The organism is Dryocola sharpae (assembly GCF_051307055.1).
Classification (GTDB): Bacteria; Pseudomonadota; Gammaproteobacteria; order Enterobacterales; family Enterobacteriaceae; genus Dryocola.
Window position 1 is genome coordinate 1,471,257 of sequence record NZ_CP149994.1, and the last position, 24,836, is coordinate 1,496,092.

Annotated in this window: 24 protein-coding genes, 1 tRNA gene and 1 pseudogene; 11 read left to right on the forward strand and 15 right to left on the reverse strand. The window is 53.0% G+C overall.

Annotated features, from left to right (window positions below; genetic code table 11):
• Nucleotides 1–8 precede the first annotated feature (8 nt).
• The 4 genes from pqiA to rmf all read left to right on the forward strand — a co-directional run bounded on the left by pqiA (nt 9) and on the right by rmf (nt 3,894).
• A complete protein-coding gene (gene pqiA, locus WLO31_RS06965; RefSeq protein WP_435929751.1) occupies nt 9–1,277 on the forward strand; it encodes a membrane integrity-associated transporter subunit PqiA in 1,269 nt (422 codons plus the stop codon).
• Complete coding sequence (gene pqiB, locus WLO31_RS06970) at nt 1,267–2,907, forward strand: intermembrane transport protein PqiB (protein WP_435929752.1); 1,641 nt, start codon at nt 1,267–1,269, stop codon at nt 2,905–2,907. The genes pqiA and pqiB overlap by 11 nt, the downstream gene beginning before the upstream one ends.
• Nucleotides 2,904–3,470, forward strand: a complete 567-nt coding sequence (gene pqiC, locus WLO31_RS06975) for a membrane integrity-associated transporter subunit PqiC (RefSeq protein ID WP_435929753.1) — start codon at nt 2,904–2,906, stop codon at nt 3,468–3,470. Before pqiB ends, pqiC begins: the two co-directional genes overlap by 4 nt.
• 256 nt (nt 3,471–3,726) lie before the next feature.
• Nucleotides 3,727–3,894, forward strand: coding sequence for a ribosome modulation factor (gene rmf / locus WLO31_RS06980; RefSeq protein WP_167608359.1), 168 nt, complete (start codon nt 3,727–3,729; stop codon nt 3,892–3,894).
• A gap of 57 nt (nt 3,895–3,951) precedes the next feature.
• On the opposite strand, the gene fabA is transcribed toward rmf, so the two are convergent.
• Both fabA and WLO31_RS06990 read right to left on the reverse strand, forming a co-directional pair.
• Nucleotides 3,952–4,470 carry a bifunctional 3-hydroxydecanoyl-ACP dehydratase/trans-2-decenoyl-ACP isomerase gene (gene fabA, locus WLO31_RS06985; protein WP_271122029.1) on the reverse strand — a complete coding sequence of 173 codons (519 nt, stop codon included), beginning with the start codon at nt 4,468–4,470 and terminating at the stop codon, nt 3,952–3,954.
• A gap of 68 nt (nt 4,471–4,538) precedes the next feature.
• Entirely contained in the window at nt 4,539–6,293 is a 1,755-nt protein-coding gene (locus WLO31_RS06990) for an AAA family ATPase (protein ID WP_435929754.1), read from the reverse strand.
• 175 nt (nt 6,294–6,468) lie between these two features.
• Between WLO31_RS06990 and matP the strand changes: the two genes are divergently transcribed.
• Complete coding sequence (matP, locus tag WLO31_RS06995) at nt 6,469–6,921, forward strand: macrodomain Ter protein MatP (protein ID WP_435930540.1); 453 nt, start codon at nt 6,469–6,471, stop codon at nt 6,919–6,921.
• Nucleotides 6,922–7,006: 85 nt separating this feature from the next.
• Here matP and ompA read toward each other — a convergent pair whose 3' ends face one another.
• The gene (ompA, locus tag WLO31_RS07000) at nt 7,007–8,086 is read right to left on the reverse strand and encodes a porin OmpA (RefSeq protein WP_435929755.1); all 1,080 of its coding nucleotides are present in this window, start codon (nt 8,084–8,086) and stop codon (nt 7,007–7,009) included.
• Nucleotides 8,087–8,444: 358 nt separating this feature from the next.
• A pseudogene (gene sulA, locus WLO31_RS07005) lies at nt 8,445–8,870 on the reverse strand (SOS-induced cell division inhibitor SulA); the annotation flags it as partial.
• A gap of 303 nt (nt 8,871–9,173) precedes the next feature.
• Here sulA and WLO31_RS07010 point away from each other — a divergent pair.
• The gene (locus tag WLO31_RS07010) at nt 9,174–9,788 is read left to right on the forward strand and encodes a TfoX/Sxy family DNA transformation protein (protein ID WP_435929756.1); all 615 of its coding nucleotides are present in this window, start codon (nt 9,174–9,176) and stop codon (nt 9,786–9,788) included.
• Here the strand turns inward: WLO31_RS07010 and yccS are convergent.
• On the reverse strand, nt 9,785–11,920 hold the full coding sequence (yccS, locus tag WLO31_RS07015) for a YccS family putative transporter (protein ID WP_435929757.1): 2,136 nt from the start codon (nt 11,918–11,920) through the stop codon (nt 9,785–9,787). The genes WLO31_RS07010 and yccS overlap by 4 nt on opposite strands.
• Before the next feature lie 21 nt (nt 11,921–11,941).
• A complete protein-coding gene (locus tag WLO31_RS07020) occupies nt 11,942–12,388 on the reverse strand; it encodes a YccF domain-containing protein (protein WP_435929758.1) in 447 nt (148 codons plus the stop codon).
• Between the two features lie 128 nt (nt 12,389–12,516).
• Between WLO31_RS07020 and helD the strand changes: the two genes are divergently transcribed.
• Nucleotides 12,517–14,571, forward strand: a complete 2,055-nt coding sequence (helD, locus tag WLO31_RS07025) for a DNA helicase IV (RefSeq protein WP_435929759.1) — start codon at nt 12,517–12,519, stop codon at nt 14,569–14,571.
• On the opposite strand, the gene mgsA is transcribed toward helD, so the two are convergent.
• Nucleotides 14,572–15,030: a methylglyoxal synthase gene (gene mgsA / locus WLO31_RS07030; RefSeq protein ID WP_435929760.1), complete on the reverse strand. Its 459-nt coding sequence runs from the start codon at nt 15,028–15,030 to the stop codon at nt 14,572–14,574.
• Nucleotides 15,031–15,127: 97 nt separating this feature from the next.
• Nucleotides 15,128–15,793 carry a curli synthesis inhibitor gene (gene csgI / locus WLO31_RS07035; RefSeq protein WP_435929761.1) on the reverse strand — a complete coding sequence of 222 codons (666 nt, stop codon included), beginning with the start codon at nt 15,791–15,793 and terminating at the stop codon, nt 15,128–15,130.
• A 187-nt stretch (nt 15,794–15,980) separates the two neighbouring features.
• On the opposite strand from csgI, the gene WLO31_RS07040 reads away from it, so the two are divergent.
• Nucleotides 15,981–16,394 carry a CoA-binding protein gene (locus WLO31_RS07040; RefSeq protein ID WP_435929762.1) on the forward strand — a complete coding sequence of 138 codons (414 nt, stop codon included), beginning with the start codon at nt 15,981–15,983 and terminating at the stop codon, nt 16,392–16,394.
• A 27-nt stretch (nt 16,395–16,421) separates the two neighbouring features.
• On the opposite strand, the gene hspQ is transcribed toward WLO31_RS07040, so the two are convergent.
• Together hspQ and rlmI are read right to left on the reverse strand one after the other, a co-directional pair.
• A complete protein-coding gene (gene hspQ / locus WLO31_RS07045) occupies nt 16,422–16,739 on the reverse strand; it encodes a heat shock protein HspQ (RefSeq protein ID WP_435929763.1) in 318 nt (105 codons plus the stop codon).
• A gap of 62 nt (nt 16,740–16,801) precedes the next feature.
• The gene (rlmI, locus tag WLO31_RS07050) at nt 16,802–17,992 is read right to left on the reverse strand and encodes a 23S rRNA (cytosine(1962)-C(5))-methyltransferase RlmI (protein WP_435929764.1); all 1,191 of its coding nucleotides are present in this window, start codon (nt 17,990–17,992) and stop codon (nt 16,802–16,804) included.
• Nucleotides 17,993–18,082: 90 nt separating this feature from the next.
• Here rlmI and yccX point away from each other — a divergent pair, with 90 nt between their 5' ends.
• On the forward strand, nt 18,083–18,364 hold the full coding sequence (gene yccX / locus WLO31_RS07055) for an acylphosphatase (protein ID WP_435929765.1): 282 nt from the start codon (nt 18,083–18,085) through the stop codon (nt 18,362–18,364).
• Here the strand turns inward: yccX and tusE are convergent.
• Both tusE and yccA read right to left on the reverse strand, forming a co-directional pair.
• Nucleotides 18,361–18,690, reverse strand: coding sequence for a sulfurtransferase TusE (gene tusE / locus WLO31_RS07060; RefSeq protein WP_435930542.1), 330 nt, complete (start codon nt 18,688–18,690; stop codon nt 18,361–18,363). The genes yccX and tusE overlap by 4 nt on opposite strands.
• A gap of 109 nt (nt 18,691–18,799) precedes the next feature.
• Nucleotides 18,800–19,459: an FtsH protease modulator YccA gene (yccA, locus tag WLO31_RS07065; RefSeq protein ID WP_435929766.1), complete on the reverse strand. Its 660-nt coding sequence runs from the start codon at nt 19,457–19,459 to the stop codon at nt 18,800–18,802.
• A 227-nt stretch (nt 19,460–19,686) separates the two neighbouring features.
• On the opposite strand from yccA, the gene WLO31_RS07070 reads away from it, so the two are divergent.
• Nucleotides 19,687–21,312, forward strand: a complete 1,626-nt coding sequence (locus WLO31_RS07070) for an ABC transporter substrate-binding protein (protein WP_435929767.1) — start codon at nt 19,687–19,689, stop codon at nt 21,310–21,312.
• A gap of 139 nt (nt 21,313–21,451) precedes the next feature.
• Nucleotides 21,452–21,539 (forward strand) — tRNA-Ser (locus WLO31_RS07075).
• A gap of 196 nt (nt 21,540–21,735) precedes the next feature.
• Here the strand turns inward: WLO31_RS07075 and WLO31_RS07080 are convergent.
• The 3 genes from WLO31_RS07080 to WLO31_RS07090 all read right to left on the reverse strand — a co-directional run bounded on the left by WLO31_RS07080 (nt 21,736) and on the right by WLO31_RS07090 (nt 24,540).
• Nucleotides 21,736–22,668 (reverse strand): LysR family transcriptional regulator, encoded by a 933-nt coding sequence (locus tag WLO31_RS07080; protein ID WP_435929768.1) that lies wholly within the window; start codon nt 22,666–22,668, stop codon nt 21,736–21,738.
• A gap of 131 nt (nt 22,669–22,799) precedes the next feature.
• On the reverse strand, nt 22,800–24,104 hold the full coding sequence (locus WLO31_RS07085; RefSeq protein ID WP_435929769.1) for a PQQ-dependent sugar dehydrogenase: 1,305 nt from the start codon (nt 24,102–24,104) through the stop codon (nt 22,800–22,802).
• A complete protein-coding gene (locus WLO31_RS07090) occupies nt 24,097–24,540 on the reverse strand; it encodes a DUF2231 domain-containing protein (protein ID WP_435929770.1) in 444 nt (147 codons plus the stop codon). The genes WLO31_RS07085 and WLO31_RS07090 overlap by 8 nt, the downstream gene beginning before the upstream one ends.
• Between the last annotated feature and the right edge of the window lie 296 nt (nt 24,541–24,836).

The following is a 24,836-nucleotide window of genomic DNA, read 5'->3' on the forward strand; positions in this document are numbered from 1 at the left end:
GACCCGATATGTGTGCCACGCATCAGACTCGCCCGCACATATTGTGTCCACAATGTGATTTGCTGGTGACTTTGCCAGAACTGCAGGACGGCCATAAGGCCGCCTGCCCACGTTGCGGCACAACGCTTATCACACAATGGCCCTCTCCGCGCCAGCGGCCTACCGCCTATGCGCTATCGGCCCTGTTTATGCTTTTGCTGGCCAATCTTTTCCCGTTTATCAATATGAAGGTCGCAGGCGTCGTCAGCGAAGTTACGCTGCTGGAAATCCCCGGCGTGATGTTTTCCGAGGATTACGCAAGCCTCGGGACGTTCTTCCTGCTTTTTGTTCAGGCGGTACCGGCATTCTGCCTCATCACCATTTTGCTGCTGGTTAACCGGGCCACGCTGCCTGGAGTTTTGCAACGCGTCATGGCGCGGACGCTGTTTCAGCTTAAATCCTGGGGCATGGCAGAAATTTTCCTCGCCGGCGTGCTGGTGAGCTTCGTTAAGCTGATGGCCTACGGCGAAATCGGCGTGGGCAGCAGCTTTATACCGTGGTGTTTGTTCTGCATTCTGCAGCTGCGGGCTTTTCAATGCGTGGATAAACGCAGGCTCTGGGACGATCTCGCCCCGATGCCTGCCGTAGAACAGCCGCTGAAAGTGGGCGTTGCCGGTATTCATCAGGGGCTGCGCTCCTGTTCCTGCTGCACGGCGATACTGCCCAAGGATCGCCTGATTTGCCCGCGCTGCGAAACGAAAGGCCATATAAGACGCAAGCACAGTTTGCAGTGGACGCTCGCGCTCCTCATCACCTCCATCCTGCTCTACCTGCCGGCGAATATTCTGCCGATTATGGTAACCGAACTGCTGGGCAGCAAGATGCCGTCGACCATCATCGCCGGGGTAATACTGCTGTGGAGCGACGGCTCCTGGCCGGTCGCTATGGTGATATTTATCGCCAGTATTATGGTGCCGACGCTGAAGATGCTGGCGATTGCCTGGCTTTGCTGGGATGCCAAAGGCCACGGCAAACGTGACAGCGAGCGCATGCATCTGATTTATGAAATAGTGGAATTTGTCGGCCGCTGGTCAATGATTGATGTTTTTGTGATAGCCGTGCTCTCAGCGCTGGTGAGAATGGGCGCATTGATGAATATCTACCCGGCGATTGGCGCGTTAATGTTCGCCTTAGTCGTCATTTTGACAATGTTTGCTGCGATGACCTTCGACCCTCGCTTGTCCTGGGATCGCGCACCAGATTCAACTCATGAGGAGTCGTCTGAGCATGGAAAATAAAAGCGGGGAAGCAAAAGTACGCAAGGTGAAAAACTGGTCCCCGGTGTGGATTTTTCCTATCCTGACCGCGCTTATTGGCGCATGGATACTGTTTTATCATTACAGCCATCAGGGGCCGGAAGTGACCCTGATAACCACCAATGCCGAAGGTATTGAAGGCGGCAAGACGACTATCAAGAGCCGTAGCGTTGACGTGGGCGTGGTTGAAAGCGCAGTGTTGTCCGATGATTTACATCATGTAGAAATCACCGCTCGCTTAAACGCGGGCATGGAAAAACTGCTGCATAAGGACTCGGTATTCTGGGTTGTGAAGCCCCAGGTGGGGCGCGGTGGCGTTTCCGGGCTGAGCACCTTGCTCTCCGGCGCCTATATTGAACTGCAGCCGGGGAGCAAAGGGCCAAAACCCGATAGCTATGAGCTGCTCGACTCGCCGCCTTTGGCTGCGCCTGATGCGAAAGGTATCCGCATTACGCTTGATAGCGATAAGGCGGGGCAGCTTAATCCTGGCGATCCGGTTTTGTTCCGTGGGTACCGTGTAGGCTCGGTCGAAACCAGCACTTTTGATGCAGCTAAACGCAGCATCAGCTATCAGCTATTTATCAGCGCGCCCAACGACAGGCTGGTGACCAGCAACGTGCGCTTCTGGAAAGACAGCGGTATTGCCGTTGATATGTCATCGCAGGGGATGCGTGTCGAAATGGGCTCGCTGACCACGCTCTTTAGCGGAGGAGTTAGCTTTGACGTGCCTGAAGGATGGGAGCTGGGGCAACCAGCACTGCCGGGCGCGGACTATAAGCTTTTCGACGATCAAAGAAGCATCCAGGATTCGCTGTATACCCAGCACGTTGATTATCTGATGTTCTTTAAAGATTCTATTCGCGGCCTGCAGCCGGGCGCGCCTGTAGAATTCCGCGGCATTCGTTTGGGGACCGTTGCCCAGGTTCCGTTCTTTACGCCGGGAATGCGCCAGGCGCTGAATGATGATTTCCGCATTCCGATTTTGATTCGCATCGAGCCTGAGCGTCTGCAAAACGTCATCGGCGGAGATACGAATATCCAGGAGAATATAGCTACCTTCCTCAAACGCGGCCTGCGCGCCTCGCTGAAGAACGGCAACCTGTTGACCGGCGCGCTGTATATCGATCTCGACTTCTATCCAAAGGCCGAACCGATGACGGGCATGAAGAGCTTTAGCGGTTATCCAGTTATTCCTACGATGAGCGGCGGGCTGGCGCAAATTCAGCAGCGGCTGCTGGACACGCTGGATAAGATTAATAATCTGCCGCTTAACCCGATGATTGAGCAGACGACCAAGTCGCTTGCTGAAAGCCAGCGCACGATGCAGCGCCTGCAACAGACGATTGACAGCCTCAACAAGCTGATGAACAACAAGTCCACGCAGTCGCTGCCGGAAAACATGCAGTCGACGCTGCGTGAACTGAACCGCAGCATGCAGGGCTTCCAGCCGGGATCTGCGGCCTATAACAAGATGGTGGCGGATATGCAGCGTCTTGATCAGGTTCTGCGCGAGCTTACGCCGGTGCTGCGTACGTTGAACGATAAGAGCAATTCGCTGATCTTTGAGGCGAAGGAGAGAAAGGATCCCCAGCCGAAGAGGGCTAAAGAATGAAAAAGTGGCTAACGGTAATCGCTGCGCTGGCGCTGAGCGCCTGTAGCAGCAGCGAAGATGGCAAAACGTACTATCAGCTGCCTCAAAGCTCGATGCCCGCGATGCAGGCGGTGAGCCAGTCTGGCACCCATCTGTTATGGATAGAGCAGGTTGCGGTGCCTGATTATCTCGCCGGAAACGGCGTGGTTTACCAAACCAGCGATGTGCAGTTCGTTATTGCAACCAGCAATTTATGGGCGAGCCCGCTGGATCAGCAGCTGCGTAACGCCCTGGTGAGCAATCTCAGCGGGGCTTTACCCGGCTGGGTAGTGGCTTCTCAGCCGCTGGGTAACGATCAGGATATTCTGAATGTGAACGTGACAGGTTTCCATGGCCGCTACGACGGTAAAGTTATCGTCAGCGGTGAGTGGCTGCTCAATCACCAGGGAGCGCTGATAAAACGCCCGTTCCATCTTGAGCTTAAGCAGCAGGAAGATGGTTACGACGCGATGGTGAAAACGCTCGCTCAGGCGTGGCAGCAGGAGGCGCAGAGCATTGCGGGCCAGCTTACTCGCCTGAACTGATTAAAGCTTGCCGCACAAAAAAGCTGCGTTTTTCGCGCCAGCGGCGAAGCGCAGCTTTTCTTTTACGATGAGCAGATTACTTGTGCGAGATCACAGTTTTTGTACAAATGATATTTTGAGTAGCTCACAAATATGACACTGGCGTGAATTTTGCGCATTGACGATGCCGACGTTTGCAGGTATCCCTTACATGTGGTTGCACATTTTGTAATCACTGTTTTCTTTCCACCAGATAAAGAAATGAGGGAAACGAGGCATGAAGAGACAAAAACGAGATCGCCTGGAACGGGCTCATCAACGTGGTTATCAAGCAGGTATCGCAGGACGCTCCAAAGAGATATGTCCTTATCAGGCACTAAATCAGAGGTCATACTGGATGGGAGGCTGGCGAGAAGCCATGGAAGACAGGGCGGTTACCGCGTAATCACTGTCTCTTTAGAAAAGAAACCTCCGCGCCGCGGAGGTTTCACGTTTCTGGGGATCAGAAAGCGGTGGTGTCTTTGAAGAGGCCCACTTTCATATCGGTAGCGGTATAAATCACGCGGCCATCAACCAGCACTTCACCGTCTGCCATGCCCATAATCAGGCGACGGTTAATAACGCGTTTGAAATGAATACGATAGGTAACTTTTTTCGCAGCGGGCAGGATCTGTCCTGCAAGCTTAACTTCACCCACGCCAAGCGCACGACCTTTCCCTTCGCCGCCCAGCCAGCCGAGGTAAAAGCCTACCAGCTGCCACATGGCATCCAGACCCAGACAGCCAGGCATTACCGGATCGCCGATGAAGTGGCAGGCGAAGAACCACAGATCTGGATTAATATCTAATTCAGCTTCAACGTAACCTTTATCGAAGTTACCGCCGTCCTCGGTCATTTTGACCACGCGGTCCATCATCAGCATGGGTGGCGCGGGTAAGCGTGGGCCTTCAGCGCCAAACAGTTCGCCACGACCAGAGGCAAGAAGATCTTCTTTTGTATAGGATTCGCGTTTATCTACCATGTCTACAGTAAGCCTTTTTATAATGAAGCACGCAGGTTAGCTAACACGTGTACGCTCAACAAGTCCGATCAGTTGTGGTTGAACCAGTTGAGCCAACGCAGTGGCCACGGATATCGGTGCCGAATGTCCTGTGCACTGGCCTGAGCGATTCGCTCCTGGACGGCGTGCAGCAGAGTATTTTGTCCTTCGCCATCCCATGGCAGATTCGTTAATAAGGGTAGCGCATCCGCCACTTCATCGATGGCCCAGATTGAGAACTGGCCTTGTTCTACGGCGGCCAGCACGTCCTGATGAAGGCAAAGATGACGTACGTTGGCGGCGGGAATAATCACGCCCTGTTGGCCTGTCAACTCTCGCTGCTGGCAAATGCGGAAGAACCCTTCGATTTTCTCATTCAGTCCGCCAACGGGCTGCACGCGACCAAACTGGTCGACGGAACCGGTTATCGCTATATGCTGGTAAACAGGAATATTTGCGAGGGCGCTGATTAATGCGCACAGTTCGGCCATAGAGGCGCTATCGCCATCCACTTCGCTGTACGATTGTTCAAAGGTGATGGAGGCAGAAAAAGGAATTTGCTGGTCAAGCTGCAGCTCGGACATTAAAAACGCCTGCATGATCATCATGCCCTTGGCGTGAATATTGCCGCCCAGCTCCGCTTTACGCTCGACGTCCGTAAACTCCCCGTCGCCAACGTGTACAACACAGCTAATACGGGAAGGCTCACCGAACGCGCGCGGGTGACCTGGAAATTCAATGACCGACAGGGCGTTGATTTGCCCGACCATTTCCCCTTCGGTTTCAATCAGGATTTGCTCAAGCAGAATTTCATCCTGCATGCGTTCAGCAAGGTAACCTTCCCGCCACTCGCGCTGAATCAGCATCTGTGCAAGCTGCTCACCGCTAAAGGTCGCCTCCTCAGTAAAGGCGGCGACTTCGCGTAGCTGTCGGGTTAACCACAGGGGACACAGCGGCAGCGTCTCCTGATCGCCCGTATAGCGAACCGCTTCCCGCATCAGCACAGGCCAGGCGTCATGCGCAGGTGAAGGTAAACTCTTTGCTTGCGCAACCGCATGCGTCCACTGGCACCAGAGCGCGATGTCATCAGCAGAGACAATCTGGAGGTTCTCTTCAAATTCACTGTAGATAGCCTGTGAGGCCAGCTCGGGTTCCATATCCTGAAAATCCGCCAGCGATTCACGCTCGCCAACCAGGATAAGCTTCAGCTGCAGGGGCAGGGAAGGAATGCTCACCGGCAACGGGCGAGACTCGTCTGGTGAAATCCAGTCGAAACGCCCCTGGGTCACCATCTGTTTCAGACGTAACCACAGTAGCGGTTGAGCCAGAACGCTTCGTAAAGAGAGCACCAGCACGCCGCCATTTGCCCGGTGTATGGCGCCGGGAGTCAGGCTGATTTCACCTGCAAACTGGCGCACACAGCCAAAAAGCTGCTCTGTTTCGACCCAGTCAGCAACGACAACCTCGCCATGGCCGGTAAAAGAGCCATCGCTTTCTTCGGCCGGACGTAGCGTGACTCGAGTGCCTTCGATGAGGTAATGACCGCCGGTCAGCGTTTCGGCAGTCGGCCAGACGTCGCGGGCAGCGGCGGCCAGTAAATTAAGGTACTCGGACTCTTCAGCGGCTTTTACCAGCATCAGTGAGGCCGAGGCTACCGGTTGGCTCAGCTGCTCCAGGCCGTAAAACAGACGCGGCTGGACAGTAGAGAAGGGCGCAGAGTCGGTGTCATAAGGCTGCGCAAAAATTTCCTGATAACTCTCGGTATCGGGAATAAGGGCACGCCATTCAAGTCGATTAGTCGTCAAAGTCGCTATTTATTAATCAGATGTCAAAGGCGCGATTATACAAGAATAGGCCGGGCAGCACACGGTTAATGGTTGCTGACAAGCTTATCCGGTTCACAGCTTTAATTTTTCAGGTGAGCGAAAGCGGTAAAAACTGTTATCCTGAAGTAGGTTACAGGGTCACACTGAGATGGCGATGAAATATCAACAGTTAGAAAATCTCGAGAGCGGCTGGAAGTGGAAATATCTGGTGAAAAAGCACCGTGAAGGTGAGCTCATTACACGATATATCGAAGCCAGCGCGGCGAAAGAGGCCGTAGATGCGCTGCTGAAGCTGGAAAATGAACCTGTACACGTACTGAGCTGGATTGAACAGCATATGAACCCGGCGCTTCATAATCGCATGAAGCAGACTATTCGCGCCCGTCGTAAACGCTACTTTAACGCGGAACATCAGCATACACGCAAGAAATCAATCGATCTGGAGTACCTTGTATGGCAAAGGCTGGCAGGGCTTGCCCAGCGTCGTGGCTGTACGCTTTCTGAAACGATAGTGCAGTTGATTGAGGACGCGGAGCGTAAAGAGAAATACGCCAGCCAGATGTCGAATCTCAAACAGGATTTGCAGGCTCTGCTCGGTAAGGAATAAAACTTGCTGGTTGATCTATCGCGATTATCGCTTTCTTCAGACAATAAAAAACCCCGCCGAAGCGGGGTTTTTTTATAACGGTAACTTATGCCGCAGGCTGAGTTACAACGTCTTTGATACCTTTAACTTCGATCTCTACGCGACGATCCGGAGCCAAGCAATCAATCAGTTTAGCGCGTGGCGCTACGTTATCACAGGTGTTGCCAGTTACCGGGTTAGATTCGCCCATACCGCGTGGGGAGATCTTGTTAGCCGGGATACCTTTAGAGATCAGGTAATCAACAACAGACTGTGCACGTTGGTCAGACAGTTTCTGGTTGTACTGGTCAGAACCGATACGGTCGGTGAAGCCCAGAACGACAACGGAACCATCTTTAGGATCCAGGTTGCTCAGCTGGGTGTACAGCTGATCCAGTGCCTGCTGACCTTCTGGTTTCAGAGTAGATTTGTTGAAGTTGAACAGCACGTCAGACTTCAGAGTGAAGTGCTTGGTCTGTACTTCTGGCGCTGGAGCTGGAGCCGGAGCTACAACTGGTGCAGCTTCTTCCTGGCCGAAACGGTAGGAAACACCCAGGCTCAGCATGCCGTTGTCTGGACGAGTACCAACGGTTTGCGCGTCACCGATGTTGTTAACCCACTGGTATTCCAGACGGGTAGCGATGTCGCGGGTAACTGCCCACTCAACGCCGCCTGCGAATACTGGAGAAACGCCGGTATCGTGGTCTTTCAGACGACCGCCAGCACCGTTAGCGTAAGCTGCTTTGGAGTCTGCACGCCAAACCATACCACCCAGACGAGTATACACGTCCAGATCGTCAGCTACTGGGTAGCTCAGTTTAGTAGTCAGTTGAACGCCCTGAGCTTTGAAAGCACCGTTATCAACGCTGCCTTTGTATGGCATACGGCCTAACCAGTCATAACCCAGTTCGAAACCAACGTACGGGTTAACCTGATAACCACCGAAGGCACCTGCGCCCAGCTGGCTTTCGTGGGTAGGGCCGTTGCCGATACCGCTGTCATAACCGTTACCGTAGAAACCAGTATCGTGGTACTGAGACCAGCCCAGTTTACCACCTGCATACCAGGTATTATCTTTCGGTGCGGCCTGCGCTACGGTAGCGAAGCCAGCCAGTGCCACTGCAATCGCGATAGCTGTCTTTTTCATTTTTTGCGCCTCATTATCATCCAAATAGGCCATGAGCCTTAAACATCGTCAAAGCCCAGGGTTAAATCCTTCGCCCGGGTTAACGCTCAATTGTTACTCTACCGATCAGTCGGTGTTATGAAGAGCAACCCTGGCGAGCTAAAGTCTACAACGTAGTTGAAAACTTACAAGTGTGAACTCTGTCAGGCATATGAAAAAAAACGACTTGCATACACATTTAGTAACAGCTTTGCTGGCAATTCAACCGCGCCGTTTCGTGCAGAATGGCGTCAGAAGCGGCTTGCAAGGGGGATTCGCGATAAATGACAAGGCGTTGAGATTTTCGAAGAAAAAGTGCCAGGATTTATCTCAAATTTACTTAATGATACAAACTAGAATGAATTTTCAGACCGGCCCGTGGTCTGCAACCGGATCCGGGAGTCCTGGTTGGTCTCATAATAAACCCGATAGCGCTGCCTTTTTCGGCAGCGTTTGACAGGCGAAAATGTTCTTCATCGGAGAGTTCTTCAGATAACCAGCCGATAACGACGCTGTAATTTCCAGTTTGTAATGCTTTTACCATAGCATCAACGGTAAAAAGCGGATCTAACTGGCTTACCTGCATCACTTTAGTGAGAGGCAACCCTGAGGCCTGTACCCACTGCCGGCTTAATTTTTGCTGCGGGGTTAGCCACAGCTGCCAGCGCGACTGCTGGCCGAGCTGTTGCAGCAAAGGCAGTAAAACCAGCTGCGTCATCCATGGCTGATCTTCGCTGTAAACCACTTCACTGATCAATCCTCGAACATTCTTTTCTGCAAATGATTCCGCAGAGCTAAGCGCAACGGAGAGGCTGCTGCCAGGATAAGTACGATAGTTCGGTGTGTCCATAGTGAGTCCCGCCTGATGTGTTACTGTATGTTTATACAGTAATCCCTGGGCGAGCAAAGATCAATCTAAATTTCTGAAAGCATCTCGCAAATTCTTTATGTATTTCCCGGAATAGTTAAATTGTGATTGCAGCCAGCAGGCAGGTTAATTATTGTTCTGTTAGTGGAACCGGTAAACAATAAAATCGGCGTTTAGTTCATGATAATTAAGGACTTATTCATGAAATTTAAATCATATGACAGGATTCACCAGTCACAAAAATACCTCGCGCCGCTGGGCAAAATTGACTATCGATCGCAGTTCGGCGGCTATAGCCTTGCCATCGGCAACGTCGTATTCGCTATGGTGTCGGAAGGAGAACTCTACCTGCGCGCATGCGAAGAAAGCGAAACGTATTTCTTCAGCAAAGCCGCTCCACCGCTCATTTACAACAAGCGCGGAAGATCCATCGTCCTTAATTACTATCGTGTCGATGAAGACCTGTGGCGAAATCAGGAAAAGCTGCTGCAGCTTTCTCATGACGCACTTATCAATGCCCGCCGTGAGAAAGCAGTCCGCAAAACGCAAAGACGGCTTAAGGATCTGCCTAACCTTTCGGTAAATATTGAGATATGGCTCTGGGAGGCGGGAATTGCGGACCTGCGCACCCTGAAGGCTTACGGGGCCCGGCGCTCATGGATCAAACTGCGCAGCGTGAAGAAATTCGTAGGTGTGAAAATCCTTCTCGCTCTGGCCGGCGCTATCTCAGGTATCCATGAAGCAGCGCTCCCGGCAGTCACTCGCCAGGAGCTGTTAGAGTGGTATCAACGTTACGAACAACGCCACAGACGTTAATCGCTATGTTGGGCAATATGCTGTTGGAGGCGCGATATTTCTGGCAGAAGAGAGACCAGCAGCCCAATCTGCTGCAGCACAAGCGGTTCCTTCGTCTCAGGAGCTGGCTCAAGGTGCGTAATCCTTTCCGATAGCCCCGTGAGCGCCCGTTGCACTCGCTGCTCATCGGCAGGTAAGTGGTGAAGCGCATCATCAACATAACAGACCGCATCATCCAGCAGCAGCAGGATCTCATCATTATCAATTTTTTCACGATGCGCCCCCAGCGCGGACACATAGCTGTTAAAAGTATGATTGAGACATAGTAAACGGAATGCCGCCTCTCGGGTTTCAGTTGAAACCCGAGGTTCTGATGACATATTGGACACCACCGAGGCAAGATCGGCATCGCGGTTGTGCGCGTCACGGCGAGCAATACGGTATTCAAGGCGGTTGTCTCTTCCCTGATGATACTGCTCAAGAATCGCGTCCAGATAGCGGCAGTTGGCGTTAAACGCGCGTTCCACAACCAGCGGCAGACGGCGGAAGCGCCAGTCCGGCCAGATAAAACTTACCGCCGCCCATGCGATCGCACAGCCAAGCAGCGTATCAACCACGCGTGGTAACGCGACTTCAAAGCCTTCGCCAAGCAAATTGAAGCACAGCAGCACAAGCAGGGTGATAAACATGGTTGCATGCGCATACTGCACGTTACGAAACGCAAAGAATAATACGCCGGTGATGACAACCAGGATCAGCTGGCCTTCCAGCGAAGGAACAAACCATAAAATGGGCAGGCCTATCGCCACGCCAGCGAGCGTTCCGGCAATACGTAAAGCAAGGCGTCTGCGGGTGGCGCTGTAATTGGGCTGGCAGACAAAGAGGCTGGTAAGCAGGATCCAGTAACCGTGCTGCAACCCCGTAAGCTGGATAAAAGCGTAGCCTGCGCACAGCACTACCGACATACGCACAGCATGACGGAAGAGCGCCGAATCAGAGGTCAGGTTGCGGGTAAGACGCAGCCAGATATCGCTAAACCCCGTTAGTTTGTCGTCGGCAAGACGGTTTTCAGGATCGTTTTGCGGGGCGGCAAGAGCCTGTTCGGATTCGATAGTGGCAAGCTGGGCGTCTATGGCGTGCAGGTTACTTAACAGATAGCCCAGCGCCTTCATTTCGCCGGCGGCGTACTCTGTCACGTTAATCCTTTCAAGGGCGGCTTCAAGATGGATGAAGGCGCGCTCTAATCTGGCGTCATGCTGGTAGGGAATGCGTAAAAGGATTGAGCGCGAAAGCTGCTGGCAGGCCTGGGATTGCAGCGTCAGCAGGCGCTGGAAGCGAAACATAATGTCGCTATGGCGGAATTTATCCCGCAGCGCCTGATACTGGATATGTGAAGAGCTGGCCCGTTCGTGGATATCCTGTGCGACAAAATAGTAGTGCAGGGTGCGCCTGGTGCCGCGCTGGCCGCGATCGCCGCGCAAGCGAGTCAGCAGGGATGCTTTTGTCTGGTTTAGGGTGGTTACCAGCTTGCTGTTAGCCATTGCCAGCTCCAGCATCGGCGCCTGGCTTTCCTTTTCGATATCGGGATTGAACAGCGTCGCTTTGATTTCCAGGTAATCGGCCAGATGGTCATAACAGCGGGCCAGATTGTCCTGCAGCGGGCGTATCGGGAAAATAAGATGCCCGGCAAGGGTCAGCAGGTTGTACCATACGGCGCCCGCCAGCAGCAGTAGCGGTTGCTGATACCAGTGTTCGTACAATGAGATGCCGAGCATGGTGTAAATAGCGATAAGCAACGCGCCAAACGCAATAGTCGCGTAGCGCTGGCCCAGCCCGCCCAGCAGAATAAAACCGCTGGTAGAGAGCATCAGCCCCAGCGCAAACAGCCACGGCCAGGGGAACAGCAGTTCTACGGAGGCGGAGGCGATGAAAAAGCTTACCAGCGTAATCAGCAGATTGCGCAGACGCCCGGTCAGACGGTCATCCAGATCCGCCAGCGCTGCTGCAACCACGCCAAGCGTCAATGGAATAGTCAGTTTGACTTCTCCCAGCCACCAGGGCAGCGCGGCCGTGCCGCTCAGGGCAATAAAAATGCGTAAGTTGTAAAGCCAGGCGCTGTTCCGGGTGTAGCGGCGCAGTAAAGGACTAAGCATCAGGACGCAATTTCCTCTGCATTACTGAAAACGGCGCTGCGCATTGGCGGTACGTGCCGCCCGTGCGGTTTCAACGGAGACCACGCGACGACCGACGGGCCACAGGGCGATGGCGGCGATTTTAAAATTCGCAATCCCCACCGGAATACCGATGATGGTAACGCATTGCGCTATACCTGTGAGGATATGCATCACGCAAAGCCACCAGCCGAAGAAGATCAGCCAGAAAATGTTCAGTAAGGTGCCGCCCGTGTTCATGAGCACGCTTTTGCCCTGCGGGTTGAGCTCATCGACGTGGACAGCTTCATTGCCGTATGGCACAAGGGAAAGCCTGGTTATCTCCCAGCAGGAGCGAGTCAGGGGAAGCGTGAAGATAAAGATAATACTGACGAGCGTGGCCAGTAACCAGGAGAGGGTTGTCAGGAAACCACCCAGTACAAAGTTCAACACATTAAGGACCGTACGCATAAGCACTCTTCGTTGGTGAATGTCATAAATAAATAACCGCAGCAATTGTAACGCGTTTTTACTCTGGAGCGTCATTCCTTCGACGGGTAAACTTAGCGACAACTTCTTTCAGCTGCAGATAAAGCGTAATGGAACTCAAAGCGACATCCTTGGGCAAACATTTAGCACAGCATCCTTACAATCGCGTGAAATTGCTCAGCGCGGGCGTGGAGGTAAAGGGCGATCGTCACGAATACCTTATCCCGTTTAATCAACTGGTGGCGATTAACATCAAGCGCGGCCTGGTCTGGGGGGAGCTGGAGTTTGTCTTGCCGGAAGATAAGGTTGTGCGTCTGCATGGCACCGAATGGGGCGAAACCCAGCGCTTTTACCATCACCTGGACACCCTGTGGCGGGCATGGAGCGCTGAGATGAGTGAGGTCGCAGCCCGGGTGCTCGCTGAACAGCATGCCGATATCACCCGGCGTACGCTGCAGGAAAAATGGTTTAAGCGCAGCGACATGGAAGCATTGCAGCAAAATGTCTCAGCCGCTTTTGCCGCCTTGCCTCTGCCTCTGGCAAGGCTTGAAGAGTTTGATAATTGCCGTGAAGCCTGGCTTAGCTGCAAGGCGTGGCTGGAGCAGGGCGATAAGCGCCGCGAGGAGCGCAACGCGGAGTATACCGATCGCATGCTTGAGAAATATGCCGATTTTTTCCAGCAGGTGGAAAGTTCTCCGCTCAACCCTTCGCAGGCGCGCGCCGTAGTGAACGGAGAAGATGCGCTATTAGTCCTGGCGGGAGCGGGGAGCGGCAAAACCTCGGTGCTGGTGGCCCGCGCAGGCTGGTTGCTGCAACGGGGCGAGGCGACGGAAGAGCAAATTTTACTGCTGGCTTTTGGCCGCCAGGCTGCCCGGGAAATGGATCGGCGAATTGCTGAACGCCTGCACACGGATGCGATAACCGCCCGCACTTTTCACGCGCTTGCGCTGCATATCATTCAGCAAGGCGGGCGAAAATCACCGCGTATCAGCGAGCTGGAATCGGACGCCGCCGCACGGCATCAGCTTTTAATTGCAGGCTGGCGCCAGCAGTGCCGTGAGAAAAAAGCCCAGGCAAAAGGGTGGCGCGAGTGGTTAAGCGAAGAGCTGGAATGGGAGGTGCCCGAAGGCGAATACTGGCAGGACGAGCGTTTAGCCAAACGTCTGGCCAGCAGGCTTGACCGCTGGTTAGGCCTGATGCGCATGCACGGCGGCTCGCAGGCGGAAATGATCGCTGCGTGCCCGGAGGAGGTGCGCGATCTGTTTTCAAAACGCGTGAAGCTGATGGCGCCGTTATTAAAAGCCTGGAAGAGCGCCCTTAAAGCCGAGGAAGCGGTAGATTTCTCGGGCCTGATTCACCAGGCGATTAACGTGCTGGAGAAAGGGCGTTTTATTAGTCCGTGGAAACATATTCTGGTGGATGAATTCCAGGACATCTCCCCGCAGCGCGCCGCGTTGCTGGCGGCGCTACGTCGTCAGAACGCTCATGCGTCCCTTTATACGGTAGGAGATGACTGGCAGGCTATCTACCGTTTCAGCGGGGCGGAAATGGCCCTTACGACGGCATTTGCGCATCATTTCGGCGAGGGCGACCGGTGCGCGCTGGATACCACCTATCGTTTTAACGATCGCATCGGTGAAATCGCAAATACTTTTATTCAGCAGAACCCGGGCCAGCTTGCTAAACCGTTAAACAGCCTGTCAAAAGGGGATAAAAAATCGGTTACGCTGCTGGCAGATGAGCAGCTCGACAACCTTCTCGATAAGCTCAGCGGCTACGCCAGACCAGAACAACGCATTCTGGTGCTTGCTCGTTATCATCATCTGCGCCCGCCGAGTCTGGAAAAGGCGGCGACGCGCTGGCCGAAACTTAATATTGATTTTATGACTATCCATGCCAGCAAAGGGCAGCAGGCGGATTACGTTATCGTGCTGGGATTGCAGCAGGGCAAAGATGGTTTCCCGGCCGCAGCAAGGGAGTCGGTGATGGAGAAGGCATTATTGCCGCAGCCGGAAGCGTACCCGGATGCAGAGGAGCGGCGGTTATTGTATGTCGCGATGACGCGGGCACGTCATCGCGTTTGGCTGCTTTTTAATAAAAAGGAGCCTTCTGATTTTGTCGATATTCTCAAGCGACTCGGCGTGCCGGCCGCCGGCCGGCCCTGATTATTGCAGCCTTTCAGAAAGGTAGCGCTGATAATCCGGAATGAGGATTTCCACATCCTGATTAAAACCTGGCGACTGAATAATGAAATCAGCGGTAGAAAGATTGGTCGCTACCGGGATGTTCCAGACGGTAGCAAGGCGCAGCAAGGCCTTCACATCCGGATCGTGCGGTACCGCGTTAAGGGGATCCCAGAAGAAGATCAGTACGTCAATTTTCCCTTCGGAAATCAATGCCCCGACCTGTTGATCGCCGCCCATGGGGCCGCTCAGCATGGCGTTAACTTCCAGTCCGCTGGCTCGCTGAATCAAATTCCCGGTAGTGCCCGTTGCATACAGGACATGCGTCGCCAGCGCTGAGTGATGGCGTTCAACCCACTTCAGCAGCGATTTTTTACAGTGATCGTGCGCCACAAGCGCAATGTGTTTTTTAGCCGCAAGGGTGCGGATAGTTGATTCCATGGAGAAAACCCCGTTTGATTAGCATTGGCTACAGCTTACTGGAAGCCGCTGATGCTGCAAGAGAGAGCGGTAAAAATGTGCTCAAAAGCTCGCATCATTAAGATGATGGATGCTCTTTTACCCATCGTAAAAAGCGTTCGCGAGTCGCTTTATCGGCCTGGGCAAACCAGTATTTCAGCCGCTGCTCCGTCAGCGTTTCGGACGGACGAACCGGCGGATCGAGTTCAGAGGTTCTGGAGAGCAGGGCGCTGTCATCCGCCATCATAATGGCGAATTGAGGCATTGAAGCGATTTTGCCCGCTTTGTTATATCGCTGGGTATCATTTTCGTAATCACTGCCCTGCGGCGTGGACGTTGTGGTTAACACGTCAAGCCTTATGGGGATAACTACCGCGCTGCCATCAAGAAGCTGCAGATGAGGGGTATTGTCAAAAACCTCGCACTCTTTCTCATTCTCAATACGAGGCAGATTGAAATTCACCTGGCTTATTTGTTTAGTGTCAAAACTCACCACCAAAGGGGCAGAAATATACAGCCTTTGTTCACGCGCGTTTGCCCGCACGTTTTTTTCGACGCGAAAGACAATCTGGTGCGCGCCGTTGTCCAGTTCGATGCTGTCCGCCCCTTTTAATAGCGAACTGGAAACTTTTTTGCCATCAAGCACCAGCAAATCAATGTCGGTGGAAAGCTGTAAAGTGGTTGCCCACCCGAAAAAAGGCAGGAGCAGGGCGCACCAGAAGAGTATATAAGGCCCGATTTTCATGCTTTTCTCCTGCGCCAGCGCGGCCCGCATTACCTGCTCCAGAATGTATCAAAATTTTTCATAAGTGTGGCTCATTAACATATAGACATATTGTTATTATTTGCTCTCATACATCCGCATGGGAAAGATGGTGAGCCAGTAACCTTTGGCTTACACTTTTGGTTATTTCATCAAGGCGGAGAGCGGCATGAAACAGACAGATATTGAAAGTATTTTAAAAAATACGCATACCATCGCGCTGGTGGGCGCCAGCGATAAGCCCGATCGTCCGAGCTATCGGGTGATGGCATATCTGTTAAATCAGGGCTATGAGGTGATCCCCGTCTCCCCAAAAGTGGCGGGCAAAACGCTGCTGGGCCAGCAGGGCTACGGCAGCCTCGCGGAGATCCCGAAAAAAGTGGATATGGTGGATGTATTCCGCAATTCCGAAGCCGCATGGGATGTCGCCAAAGAAGCCATCGCCATTGGCGCGAAAACGCTTTGGCTGCAGCTGGGTGTTATCAATGAACAGGCGGCCGTGCTGGCCCAGGATGCAGGGCTGAAAGTGGTAATGGACAGATGTCCGGCAATTGAGATCCCGCGGCTTGGGTTAGCAAAATAAGAAAAAACCCGCAGGCGCGGGTTTTTGTCAGTTACGCAGGCGAGGTGCCTGAAGCTGTTGCCGTATAGACGCCGCCAGCTCATCCATTGAGGGCTGTTCAGGGTGCTCTTCCTGCGCCTCCCCGCTCAGCTGGGCTTCAGCAAGGTAGGTATGCATCGCCTGGCCATCTTCATCTTCCATGACGACGTGGTACCAGGGCGCCGCGCGCAAAGCGTCGTTATCAGCCAGTTCATCTTCCGCTGGTTCATCAAGGGAATATTCAGGGTCGATATCAACCACCACCCCTAAGTAGCCCAGCAGCGAATGGCGTACCTGCTGACCAATGCCGAATTTGCTGGCAATCATTGTCACCTCCCGGGAAACGTTACTCTGCATAGAGATATGCGGGCAACTTTCCACTTTTCAAGCTACATGACGCGACAGGCAAACCCTTTCAGATAAAGACCTTCCGGATAGGTTGCGATCACCGGGTGATCGGCCGCCTGACGGAACTGCTCTATAAATTGTACATCACGCCCGGCATCTACGGCGGCATCGGCAATGATTTTCTGGAATAAATCGGTGGTCATCAGGCCGGAACAGGAGAAGGTCATCAGAATGCCGCCCGGGTTCAGCAGCTGGATGGCCAGCATATTGATGTCCTTATAACCGCGGCAGGCGCCCATCAGCTGGCTTTTGTTTTCCACAAACTTAGGCGGGTCCATTACGATGACGTCAAACTTCTCGCCTGCGTCGCGATATTTACGCAGCAGCTTGAAAACATCGTCACGCAGGAATTCAGCTTTGCTGAGGTCCAGTTTGTTCAGCTCGACGTTTTGTTTTGCGATATCCAGCGCGTCCTGCGAGGTATCAACGCTCACCACCTGGCTGCAGCCGCCCATCAAAGCGGAAACGGCGAAACCGCCGGTGTACGAGAAGCAGTTCAGCACGCGTTTATCTTTCACATACTGGCGAGTGGCGAAGCGGCTGTCGCGCTGATCGAGGTAATAGCCCGTCTTGTGTCCGCCCCTGATATCCACCAGCAGCTTCATGCCGTGCTCTTCAATCGGCAGCAGGTCCGGCGGCAGTTCACCGCTAACCGGGCCCTGAGCTAACTCCATGCCCTCTTTTTTACGCACGGCAACGTCTGAACGGTCATAGATGGCGCATTGCGGATAGAGATTCTGCAGCGCCGCAACCAGGGCCGGGCGCTGGTACTCGGCGCCAGCAGAGAGCAGCTGCAGCACGAGGAAATTGCCGAAGCGGTCGATGGTCACGCCAGGCAGGCCGTCGGATTCTCCGGCGATAAGACGATAGCTGTCCAGCCCGTCACGCTTAGCAAGCCATTCCCGCCACTGCTGCGCCTGCTGCAGACGACGAGTGAAAAAGGCGATATCGATGCTTTCATTGGCATCGAATGTCCACACGCGGGCGCGGATTTGCGAAGAGGGAGAGTAGGCTGCACGCGCTAACCACTTACCCTGGCTGTCGACGATATCAATGGTTTCGCCGAGGCTGGCTTTACCTTCCACGCGAGCTACCGCGCCAGAAAACACCCACGGATGACGGCGCAATAAAGATTTTTCGCGCCCTTTGGTTAACACTAAACGTACGGTCATATTTTGTTATGCTGTTTTGCTAAGAATTGGGCGTCATTTTCCGGGTTAGCCCGGTGAAATGCAACGCAAGAACCCTAAACGGAGGAAGATATGGCATCAGTATGCACGCTTGCCTGGGTCCACGGCATGGTTCAGGGGGTTGGTTTTCGCTACAGTACGCAGCACGAAGCACAGAAACTGGGGCTGACTGGCTACGTCCGGAATATGGATGACGGCAGCGTAGAAGTGCTGGCCTGCGGTGATAAGCAGCAGGTGGAGCAGCTTGTCGACTGGCTGAAAGCGGGAGGGCCACGCAGCGCCAGGGTTGATAAAGTACTCACGGAACCACATCAACCCGACAGAGAATGGACCAGCTTTGGCGTCCGCTATTAAATACATTTCACCGGTTTGGGCAGGCCTGCAATCTTCGTGGCTTGCTTAGCCGGGCCTTTCGGAAAGAGGCGATAGAGGTAGCGACTGTTACCTTTTTCCTCGCCAAATTTATTAGCCATAGCCTTAACCAGCATGCGAATCGCCGGAGAGGTGTTAAATTCCAGGTAGAATTCACGCACAAAACGCACCACTTCCCAGTGCTCAACCGCAAGCGTAATCCCTTCTTTTTCAGCGATTACCACGGCAAGCGGCTCGCTCCACTCCGCGCTGTTTTTCAGATACCCATCGGTATCCGTTGCGATAACTTTTCCTTCAAACGTCAACATAGTCACTCGGGCTCTCATTCAAACTGGCCGCAGTGTAACAAATTTGGCCGGACAGAAAAAACAAAGCCCCGCATGAGCGAGGCTTGAATGTAACCGTGAAAAGCTGCCGTTAATCGCGGCTGGCGAAGCCCAGAATGCTCAGCAGGCTGACGAAGATGTTGTACAGAGAAACGTACAGGCTCACCGTGGCGCGAATATAGTTTGTTTCACCGCCGCGGATGATATTGCTGGTCTCAAAGAGAATGGCGCCTGAGGAGATCAGAATAAACACCGCGCTGATAGCCAGATGTAGCGCAGGCAGCTGCAGGAAGATGTTTGCAACCATGCCAACCAGCACGACCACGATGCCCGCCATCAGCATTCCACCCAGGAAAGACATGTCTTTGCGGGTGGTCAGAACATAAGCAGAGCAGCAGAAGAAGACCAGGGCAGTACCGCCCAGCGCCATGCCGATCACGTCGCCCATACCGGCGGAGAGATAAGCATTCAGAATTGGCCCGAGGATATAACCCAGGAAGCCGGTAAAGGCAAAGGCGGCAATAATCCCGCTTGGCTTATTTGCCAGACGGTAGGTCAGGAACATCAGGCCATACATGCCGACCAGCGTCAGAATCAGACCCGGGGAAGGCAGCATCAGCACGGTGCTGGCCGTGGCGACTAACGCCGAGAAGGCGAGCGTCAGGCTGAGCAGGAAATAGGTATTACGGAGCACCTTGTGGGTGCTTAGCAGTGACGAACGGTCACGCGGGGAGGTAATTATGCGATCCATTCAGAAACTCTCTCTTATTACAGGTGTATATGGTGATGGAGAATAAGCGGCACCATTATTGCACGAAAGCTTTTTTACCCATCTTTACCTGTTAGGGTCAAAAAATCCGTTCAGAAATTGTTCCATATCTGTCCCTTATAGGTTCCTGAAAAATATTGCGTTATCGCGCGGTCATGACTAAAAGTGGTAACCGTACCGTCATTAATAACTCAAATAAGGCGCGTTTAATGAAAGCAAACCACAACACGTTCACTAAATCTATTATCGCTCTGAGCCTGATGAGCGCAGCTTCCGGCGCCTGGGCCGCTAACGTACCGGCAGGAACTCAGCTTGCAGCAAAACAGGAGCTTGTCCGTAACAACGGCAGCGAACCCGCCTCCCTGGATCCCCATAAAGTCGAAAGCGATGTCGAATTTAATCTCATCAGCGACTTTTTCGACGGCCTGGTAGCCGTGCGCAGCGACGGTTCAATTGAACCGCGTCTGGCGGAAAAATGGGAAGAAAAAGATAGCACCGTCTGGACGTTTCATTTACGTCCGGGCATTAAATGGTCGAACGGTCAGCCAATCACGGCGGAAGATGTGGTCTGGAGCTGGCAGCGTCTGGTCGATCCGAAAACCGCTTCTCCTTATGCAAGCTATCTCGGCAACATGCATCTGAAAAATGCGGCTGACATCGCGCAGGGGACTAAGCCTGCGGATACGCTCGGTATCAAAGCGCTGGATGCCGACACGCTTGAGATAACCCTCACTCAGCCGACGGCCGCCTTTCTTGCCATGCTGGCGCACCCATCGCTGGTTCCTGTTGATAAAGCCCTTATTGAAAAATTTGGCGAGAAATGGACCCAGCCCGGTAATTTTGCCGGCAGCGGGGCGTATAAGCCCGTTCAGTGGGTGGTGAATGAGAAGATCGTTGCTGAAAGAAATGCCCAATACTGGGACAACAAACACACCGTTATTAATAAGGTAACCTATCTGCCAATCAGTTCCGAGACGGCAGACATCAATCGCTATAAGGCAGGTGAAATCGATATCGTTTACTCCCTGCCGCAAACGCTGTTCGCTTCTTTGAAAAAAGCCATGCCGGATCAGGTGCACGTTACGCCAAAACTTGCGACCTACTACTTTGAGTTCAACACCACCAAAGCGCCCTTTAACGATGCACGGGTTCGCCGGGCGCTGAATATGGCGCTGGATAAAGAGATCATCGCGGATAAGGTGCTGGGCCAGGGACAAATTCCCGCCTGGGTCATCAGCCAGAAGAAAATCGGCGGGGTGGAGCTGAAATCTCCTGACTACGCAAGCTGGAGCCATGAAAAACGAGTCGCAGAGGCGAAAAAGCTTCTGGCAGCAGCGGGATACAACGCTGAGCACCCGTTAAGCTTTAATCTGCTGTACAACACCTCTGAAAACCATAAGCGTATTGCTATCGCGGTCAGCTCTATGTGGAGCAAAAACCTGGGCGTGGATGCGAAGCTGCAAAACCAGGAATGGAAAACCATGCTCGACACCATGCACAGCGGCAATTTTGACGCGGTGCGCTATGCATGGATAGCGGATTATGATGACGCCTCGACCTTCCTGAATAACTTCCGCACCGGCGACAGCGAAAACACTTCCCAGTATACCAACGCCAGGTTTGATGAAGCGTTAAAGAACGCTGCGAAAGCGGATAACGTTGAGGAGAGGGGTAAATTTTATCAGCAGGCGGAAAACCAGCTTGCCGAAGATGTACCGGCCATTCCGGTTTATCACTACGTACTCGCTCAGCTGGTAAAACCTTTCGTGGGAGGATACGCGCCGAGCAACCTCGGGTTCTACTACACGAAAGATATGTACATCAAAAAACACTAAATCCCTGCGGGAAAGGTGTTGTCAAACTGGTCAAATTGTTGATGTTTCAGTCAAACAACGCAAATTTGGCTGTTTTTCAGGCGAACGAACAAAATCGTGCTTTACATGAAGTATGGGTATGTTTATAGTTCGCCTCGTTGGAAGTGTGGCCGAGCGGTTGAAGGCACCGGTCTTGAAAACCGGCGACCCGAAAGGGTTCCAGAGTTCGAATCTCTGCGCTTCCGCCAACATTTAAGCCCGAGCTTGTTACAAGCTCGGGCTTTTTCGTTTTTGTCGTTTGGTTCATAAGCTGACGTCGCCTAAATTTGTAGTGAAACACCTGCGGTAAGCTTCACGGCGGCGCATAAAGTTGCATCATTTCGACAGGAAGAAGGCGCTGATTCCTGGGCAGAAAACCAGGAGAATATTGGCGCCGGTATTGACTTATTTTTCCCAGTAAGGCGGCTCACCAATTTTTTGCACAATAAAATCAATAAACGTCCTGACCTTATGGGAGACGAGTTTTTTCTGCGGATAAACAATCCAGATTGCCGTATCGCTGGGAAACAGACTGAACTCCCAGCCCGGGAATACCCTCTTAATGCGCCCGCTTTTCTTTTCCTGCCATGATAACCAGTCGGGGAGGATGGCAATACCCGAATGATGGCAGCAGGAATACAGCATTGCTGCGCTGTCATTAACGCTGAACCGATAGTTAATGGGAGCCCTTAGCCATTCGTCCCCGGGACCCGATTCTCGCGCATACCAGCCGGTGCCGTGAAGGCGAGAAAACATGATGATATTCAACCCCTTTTGCACAATCATTGGATCCCTGGGATTATCCGGCGGCGAATTTTTCTCTATCCACTCGCTGCTTGCCCAGGCATAACGCTTCTGTGAAGCCAGCTTGCGGGCGTGGATCGTCGAATCAGGAAGCGCGCCGATGCGGATACTCAAATCTATTCTGGCCTCAATTAAATCCTGCACCTCGTCGTTAAAGCTGATATCCAACGAGATATTAGGATGTAACCGAAGAAACTCATCCACAAAAGGCATCACGTGCAGCCTGCCAAATGTGCTCGGAACGCTGATGCGCAGAAGGCCCGTCGGCTGTTTATCCATCGCCGAGGTTAAATTACGGGCCTCTTCCCACTGCAGTAACAGCTGCAGGGCATGAGAGTAAAAGAATTCCCCGGACTCGGTAAGCGTCAGGCCGCGCGTTGAACGATTAAAGAGGGTGACCTGTAAATATTCTTCCAGCTCGGAAATATGGCGGGAGACAGTCGAGACTTCGATATTCAGCGCCCTGGCCGCGGCGCTAAAGCTGTTCAGGTCTGCCGCGCTGACGAACGTTCTGATTGCGGAAAAATGGTTCATCGAGTTTTTCCCCTGTTTTTATAATGACGATATTTTTTGGCAATCGGATGCTCGTTGATTAACACAGATTAACACACTCCTTCACAGGCTTTTCACGGGCCTCCCGTTAGTCAGAAGGCCTGAGTTAACATTTATTTTGCCGATACGCGCCAGACCGTGTTGCCGACGTCATCGGCAATTATTAGCGCGCCATGCTTATCCTGCGCTAAGCCCACAGGCGCGCCATAAAGCTCTTTTTCATCGCCGGACACAAAACCACTGACCGCTGTCTCTGGGGAGCCTACCGGTTTGCCGTTCTTAAAGGCCACAAACGAAACCTGATAGCCATTGAGCGGAGAACGATCCCAGCTGCCGTGCTCGCTGATAAACGCCCCGCCCTGGTATTTCTGCGGCAGCGTGTGGCCGGTATAGAACAGCAGTCCCAGGGGAGCTACGTGAGAGCTTAGCGCGTAGTCAGGCTTAATCGCTTTAGCGACCATATCGGGGCGAGGGGGCTGCGCACGGCGATCGACATGCTGGCCGAAATAACTCCATGGCCAGCCGTAAAAGCCGCCTTCCTGAACGGAGGTAAGATAGTCTGGCACCAGGTCAGCGCCTATCTCATCGCGTTCGTTTGCGATAGCCCAGAGTTTTCCGGTGCGGGGCTCCCAGTCCAGGCCGGTCGGATTACGGATACCGCTGGCGAAAATGCGGCTCGCTCCCGTCCGCGTATCAACTTCAAGCACGTTTGCACGGCGGTACTCAACGTCGAGCCCATTTTCAGTAATATTGCTGTTAGAGCCCACTCCGACATAGAGCTTTGTCCCGTCAGGGCTGGCCAGGAGCGCTTTTGTCCAGTGATGGTTAATGGTGTTCGGCAGATCGGCCAGCTCGGTGCCCGGGTCACTGATATGCGTTTCTCCGGCCTCGTAGCGATAGCGCATGATGCTGTCGGTGTTGGCCACATATAAGCTATCGCCGATTAACTGCACGCCGAAAGGCGAGTGAAGATGCTCCAGGAAGAGATGTTTCTCCCAGCCATTGCTCCCCCTACGTAATAACGTGATGCGGTTGCCGCCTTTACCCCCTTTGCCAGACTGGTTTTTGACGATACCGGCGATAAGCTGCTTTGGCGTTGTCAGCGGCTCTGTGCCGGGACTGTTGCTTTCCACTACCAGCACGTCATCGTTCGGCAGGACATAGACCCCGCGCGGGTGCATAAAACCATCCGCCATTTTTTCAATACGCAGTCCGGCGGCTACCCGAGGCTGCATGCTGCCTTTCCAGCCCACGCCGGAAGGAACCTGCATCGGCGGCATCAGAAAGTCCCGCGCTTTTGGCATCACCGGATCCGGGCCGGTTTGCTGAGCGGGGGTTAGCTTCGCTTTTTCATCACAGCCCGTCAGGGCCAGGGAGAGCGTCAACATAGCGGGAAGGGTGAGGAGTAATTTATTCATGGTTACAGCCTGTAGACTTTCCGTTCCCCGCGGACCAGGCGACGTTTGCCAAAAGCAGGCAGGCAACGGTAATGATTGAATAGAGCAAATTCTGTGGCGCAACGGCATAGGCATCGCGGCTGTGTACAAAACAGTTCAGAATGGCGGAAATAACCGCTATCACATTCAGCCAGAAATGAATTTTTATCGCTGAAAGCTGAGGATATGAGCTGCCAACCCAAACCTGAAATAAATTAATTAGCCGTGGAATGATGGCAAAAATAAGGCCCAGAGCGATAAGCCAGCTGGCGCTTTTAGCCCACATTACGTTGGTGCTGTAAACATAAATAATATCGAAGGTAAGGGCGGCAATAAAAAATCCATAAGGTATCGGGTTTAACAGTTCATAGATAATCGACGCGATTTTACTGCGACGATTTAACGCATGGGTACGCATTATTAATTCCTTGGGATGAGAAAAGACGCGCTGTAAGCTGCATATAAAATTATGATAACACGTTGAATGATAAATAAAGTTAATGACTCTGGGCTAGCCTTCACACTAAATTATATCTAAATCAACGCATTACATATTATTATCCATATTCTTAATGATTTGGGTATGCCTAAAAAAGCAAATCTGTTTTGCGGGAATCAACATACTTAATCAATTAATAATCAGTTATCGTTCCGGGCGGAAAATTGTGACGGCACGCTGCGCGCCCTTCTGCGCCTGTCCGCCAGGTGCAGAGT

Bases quoted from the DNA above. Each gene is read 5' to 3' on its own strand.
- pqiA (WP_435929751.1), top strand. From the start codon at position 9: ATGTGTGCCACGCATCAGACTCGCCCGCACATATTGTGTCCACAATGT.
- pqiB (WP_435929752.1), top strand. From the start codon at position 1,267: ATGGAAAATAAAAGCGGGGAAGCAAAAGTACGCAAGGTGAAAAACTGG.
- pqiC (WP_435929753.1), top strand. From the start codon at position 2,904: ATGAAAAAGTGGCTAACGGTAATCGCTGCGCTGGCGCTGAGCGCCTGT.
- rmf (WP_167608359.1), top strand. From the start codon at position 3,727: ATGAAGAGACAAAAACGAGATCGCCTGGAACGGGCTCATCAACGTGGT.
- fabA (WP_271122029.1), bottom strand. From the start codon at position 4,470: ATGGTAGATAAACGCGAATCCTATACAAAAGAAGATCTTCTTGCCTCT.
- matP (WP_435930540.1), top strand. From the start codon at position 6,469: ATGAAATATCAACAGTTAGAAAATCTCGAGAGCGGCTGGAAGTGGAAA.
- ompA (WP_435929755.1), bottom strand. From the start codon at position 8,086: ATGAAAAAGACAGCTATCGCGATTGCAGTGGCACTGGCTGGCTTCGCT.
- WLO31_RS07010 (WP_435929756.1), top strand. From the start codon at position 9,174: ATGAAATTTAAATCATATGACAGGATTCACCAGTCACAAAAATACCTC.
- yccS (WP_435929757.1), bottom strand. From the start codon at position 11,920: ATGCTTAGTCCTTTACTGCGCCGCTACACCCGGAACAGCGCCTGGCTT.
- WLO31_RS07020 (WP_435929758.1), bottom strand. From the start codon at position 12,388: ATGCGTACGGTCCTTAATGTGTTGAACTTTGTACTGGGTGGTTTCCTG.
- helD (WP_435929759.1), top strand. From the start codon at position 12,517: ATGGAACTCAAAGCGACATCCTTGGGCAAACATTTAGCACAGCATCCT.
- mgsA (WP_435929760.1), bottom strand. From the start codon at position 15,030: ATGGAATCAACTATCCGCACCCTTGCGGCTAAAAAACACATTGCGCTT.
- csgI (WP_435929761.1), bottom strand. From the start codon at position 15,793: ATGAAAATCGGGCCTTATATACTCTTCTGGTGCGCCCTGCTCCTGCCT.
- WLO31_RS07040 (WP_435929762.1), top strand. From the start codon at position 15,981: ATGAAACAGACAGATATTGAAAGTATTTTAAAAAATACGCATACCATC.
- hspQ (WP_435929763.1), bottom strand. From the start codon at position 16,739: ATGATTGCCAGCAAATTCGGCATTGGTCAGCAGGTACGCCATTCGCTG.
- rlmI (WP_435929764.1), bottom strand. From the start codon at position 17,992: ATGACCGTACGTTTAGTGTTAACCAAAGGGCGCGAAAAATCTTTATTG.
- yccX (WP_435929765.1), top strand. From the start codon at position 18,083: ATGGCATCAGTATGCACGCTTGCCTGGGTCCACGGCATGGTTCAGGGG.
- tusE (WP_435930542.1), bottom strand. From the start codon at position 18,690: ATGTTGACGTTTGAAGGAAAAGTTATCGCAACGGATACCGATGGGTAT.
- yccA (WP_435929766.1), bottom strand. From the start codon at position 19,459: ATGGATCGCATAATTACCTCCCCGCGTGACCGTTCGTCACTGCTAAGC.
- WLO31_RS07070 (WP_435929767.1), top strand. From the start codon at position 19,687: ATGAAAGCAAACCACAACACGTTCACTAAATCTATTATCGCTCTGAGC.
- WLO31_RS07080 (WP_435929768.1), bottom strand. From the start codon at position 22,668: ATGAACCATTTTTCCGCAATCAGAACGTTCGTCAGCGCGGCAGACCTG.
- WLO31_RS07085 (WP_435929769.1), bottom strand. From the start codon at position 24,104: ATGAATAAATTACTCCTCACCCTTCCCGCTATGTTGACGCTCTCCCTG.
- WLO31_RS07090 (WP_435929770.1), bottom strand. From the start codon at position 24,540: ATGCGTACCCATGCGTTAAATCGTCGCAGTAAAATCGCGTCGATTATC.